The sequence below is a fragment of the Helicobacter didelphidarum genome (assembly GCF_003364195.1).
In the GTDB taxonomy this organism is placed as follows: domain Bacteria; phylum Campylobacterota; class Campylobacteria; order Campylobacterales; family Helicobacteraceae; genus Helicobacter_A; species Helicobacter_A didelphidarum.
This window is the reverse complement of sequence record NZ_NXLQ01000064.1, coordinates 1-3,858: the sequence shown is the minus strand read 5'-3', so window position 1 is coordinate 3,858 and position 3,858 is coordinate 1. Positions and strand designations below refer to the sequence as shown.

Annotated in this window: 3 protein-coding genes; all 3 read left to right on the top strand. The window is 32.3% G+C overall.

The window, feature by feature from the left end:
* The first annotated feature begins 90 nt into the window (after positions 1–90).
* A complete protein-coding gene (locus CQA53_RS10375) occupies positions 91–873 on the top strand; it encodes a toxin-antitoxin system YwqK family antitoxin (RefSeq protein ID WP_181882443.1) in 783 nt (260 codons plus the stop codon).
* A 630-nt stretch (positions 874–1,503) separates the two neighbouring features.
* On the top strand, positions 1,504–2,286 hold the full coding sequence (locus CQA53_RS10370; RefSeq protein WP_115543892.1) for a restriction endonuclease: 783 nt from the start codon (positions 1,504–1,506) through the stop codon (positions 2,284–2,286).
* Positions 2,287–2,302: 16 nt separating this feature from the next.
* Complete coding sequence (locus tag CQA53_RS10365; RefSeq protein ID WP_115543891.1) at positions 2,303–3,436, top strand: site-specific DNA-methyltransferase; 1,134 nt, start codon at positions 2,303–2,305, stop codon at positions 3,434–3,436.
* The last annotated feature ends 422 nt before the right edge of the window (positions 3,437–3,858 follow it).

Sequence of the window (3,858 nt, the reverse complement as noted above, 5' to 3'; positions counted from 1 at the left end):
TTTGCGTAGATTTGAAGAAAAAGGGCGTTTGGATATGACCAAGATTGATTGTGATTAAAGGATAATATCTATAAATACAAGGATTGAATGATGAAAAAACTAGCATTTATAGCATTGTGTGCGATGATAAGCGTGTATTTTGTGGGTTGTGGGATAAATGAGGATTCTATCCCTACTCCATCAAGCGAGGATTATAGCCATCTCCCAGAGTGTCAAAATGAAGAGGATAGAATTAATGGTTGCCTGTGGATATATAGTGATGAGAGTGGGAAATTTCGAACAGAAACTCCAATAAAAAATGGTGAAGCAAATGGTATAGGTAGGAGTTATCTTTATGGGCATACTCTATGTGAAACTCAATTTGTGGATTCTATCCCAGTGAGTGCAGCTCTATGCTTTGATATGCGAGGAAATCCCAAAAATGGGGTCGTTAAAGAATACCATGAAAATGGGAATCTTGCCTATGAGGTGGAATTTAAAAATGGTAAGGTACAAGGGGTAGAAAAGACATATCATACAAATGGTAAGCTTCGATTTCATGTCTCATACAAAAACGGCAAGAAAAATGGTGTGGAGAAAGTGTATGGTGAGAATGGGAAACTTTCAATGGAAACTCCATATAAAAATAATAAAAGAGATGGCATAGAGAAATCGTATTATGTAGATGGGGATATTATGCAGGAAACTTCATATAAATATGGTAAAAAAAATGGTGTGGAGAAGTTGTATGACGAACATGGCTTATTGCATTTGAGTATCGTATATGAAAATGATAAAGCAATAAGTGGCACATGTGGCAATGGCAAGACAATAGATTCTCAAAAACTCAGTGAGTTTGATAGGTGGAATACGAACAAGCTTGGCTGTGATTAGAGAGATGATTAGGCTAAATAATTAAGGATTTAAATATGAAAAAACTAGCACTTATAGCAATATTTGCGATAGTAGGTGGGAATGAGCGGAGTAGATTTTATCGTGCAAGATTCTATAAATAGAGAATCTAAAAATAAAAAGTAAGCGTTGAAAGTTTCTGCAAATATATTAAAGCAAAGGCAATGGTAAAGCTAATATTTTGAGGTTGATTTATCTTTAATGATAGGGTAGAGATACGCAATAAAACTAAACAATAACGATTTTGGAATCAAGGTTTGCCTATATGATACTTTAAGTTTGTGTAATGATTATTTCAAATTCTAATTTCATCTTAATTCACTTTTCGATTGGAAACAAAGTAATATATAAATACTAAGATAAAAATCAAATAAATATAATTTACATTATAAGTTATGTATTAGTATTTTATCTTCTACATTTTATCTAACATTTATATTTTTAGAGGCTTATTGTGAAAAGAATAAATGATAATATGCGAAATTAAGATTGCCCAAAATACTTAAAGATACTTTAGTTTAGATTCTATGCTATTTACCCTATTTTTAAGAATATAAAGTTTCCCTTACAACAAACTTGATATAATTATAAAATATTTTATTAGGAGCAAATATGAACTATTTTCTTTATTCAAGCATAGAGCTAGCAAATCAAAGGGATTATTTAGACCAATTATTTCGTGTATATCCTATGTCTCCTGATAATATTCGCACGATAGATTCTACCCTTTGGGAGAGATTTGAAAGTGCTTTTGGAGAGGATAATCAAACGCAAATTATAGAATCTTTGCTTGATTTTGATTTGTTTCCTATTAAAGATTCTTATATTGCTTATTTGCGTAGGGATAGAAGTGCAATTCATCGCAATCCCGCTACGATAGCTCGAATATGTGGGCGACTAAAAGATATGGGTATCAATAAAATTTATGAAAATCTCTCAACTCCCAAAGAAACAAATAGACAAATAGGACCACTCTTTAAAAGATGGGTAAATAGCGGGGTTTTAGGATTAGAACCTATCAATATAGAAGAATTTAAACACACCCAATCAAATGCTATTCTTAAAGCCTCTGATTCTGTTATGCAAAGCTTTGCAAAAGAATATCTAGGATATACAAATGACAAAGGATTAGATTTTATTGCGAGATTTAATGGCAAATTTATCATAGGAGAAGCGAAGTTTTTGAGTGATTTTGGAGGTCATCAAAACGCCCAGCTTAATGACGCACTCACACTTTTAAACACTCCATTAAGAGATGATATTATCAAAGTCGCTATCTTAGATGGCGTGTGTTATATCAAGAATAAAAGTAAAATGTTTCATACTCTTCATCAATATAGTCAAAATAATATCCTCTCGGCATTACTTTTGCGTGATTTTCTCTATCAAATATGAATTTATAAGGAATACAATGTTTCAAATCTTTAGCTCTCTCCTAAACAAACAAGATATTTTATCTCAACCTTATAGCTATAAATTGCAAGGAAATTATGAGAAAAATAATCTCTTAATCTTTGGAGAGAATCTCAATGCAATGCGTTATCTCTTGCAAGAAAAAGACTATAAAGAAAAGATTGATTTAGTCTATATTGACCCTCCATTTGGCACAAATAATGTTTTTAGACTTGGTGGCACGATGAGTGTGAGCAAAGAATCTGCTATTGCATATAGAGATAATTTTCGCTTAGAATCGTATTTAGAATTTTTATATGCTAGACTTGTTTTAATCTATAAAATGATGAGTGAAAAGGGAAGTCTTTATCTGCATATTGATACAAAAATGGGGCATTATGTCAAAATTTTGCTTGATGAAATCTTTGGAAGAGAACATTATCTCAATGATATTACAAGGATTAAATGCAATCCTAAAAATTTCAAAAAAAGAGGGTATGGAAATATAAAAGATATGATTTTATTTTATGCAAAAAGTGACAAATTTATTTGGAATGAAGTCTATGAGCAAGATTCTAATGATGAGATAACAAAGCGTTTTCCTAAAAGGGATAATAAAGGTGCTTATACGACTATTCCACTTCACGCACCGGGTGCTACACAAAATGGTGAGACAGGGCAGGAATGGAGAGGGTTAAAACCACCAGAAGGCAGGCATTGGCGATGCTCTTTGAGTGAATTAGATAGGCTAGAAAATGAAGGTTTGATTGAATGGAGTAAAAATAGTGTGCCTAGAAAAAAGATTTATGCTAAAGATTCTAAAGGGAAAAAGATACAAGATATTTGGGAGTTTAAAGATACACAAAATCCCATCTATCCTACGCAGAAAAATCACTCTATGCTAAGGCGGATTATTCAGGCTTCATCAAATAAAGATTCTATGGTGATGGATTGTTTTTGTGGAAGTGGAGGATTTTTGTATGAAGCATTCTTGCTTGGGAGGAGATTTGTGGGAATTGATGAGAGTAAAGAGGCGATTAAGATAAACAAAAAAAGACTAGAAAGATATAATCAAGATTCGTTGTATCCGTGTGATTATGAGTATATAGAATCTTGCAAAGAAGAAAAAGATAAAATGTGTAAGGTGGTTTAAGCTTAAGGTAGAGGTTTTTGGAATGATGTGGGAAAATGTACTGCAAATATACCCGCCCAAAAAGGGTGTATATATCACAAGTAATGAATTGGTAGGAAACATAATATTACTATGGCTTATCACCGCCCCCTTCTCTCATGTATGATTGCCTAATCACTCCATTATGTGCGCGGAGGATTCTAAGATAATTATATTTGGTGTTGAGCGATAAGCCATTGATGAATGCCTAAAGAGATAGAATTGAAGTGAAGAATTAAGATATGAATGATTAAAATAGATTGTATTTGATTTTTTGGTAATTTTGGAGGTTTTGCACAAAGCAGAAAGTCATCAAGACATCAAGTATTATCATACAAGTGCGATGATGACTTATGGGAATGAGATAAATAAGAGATTCTTATTTACTTTTTATTTTCCTCACC

What these genes read in the sequence shown, in the direction of transcription:
- CQA53_RS10365 (WP_115543891.1), top strand. Translation starts at nt 2,303, where the DNA reads ATGTTTCAAATCTTTAGCTCTCTCCTAAACAAACAAGATATTTTATCT.
- CQA53_RS10370 (WP_115543892.1), top strand. Translation starts at nt 1,504, where the DNA reads ATGAACTATTTTCTTTATTCAAGCATAGAGCTAGCAAATCAAAGGGAT.
- CQA53_RS10375 (WP_181882443.1), top strand. Translation starts at nt 91, where the DNA reads ATGAAAAAACTAGCATTTATAGCATTGTGTGCGATGATAAGCGTGTAT.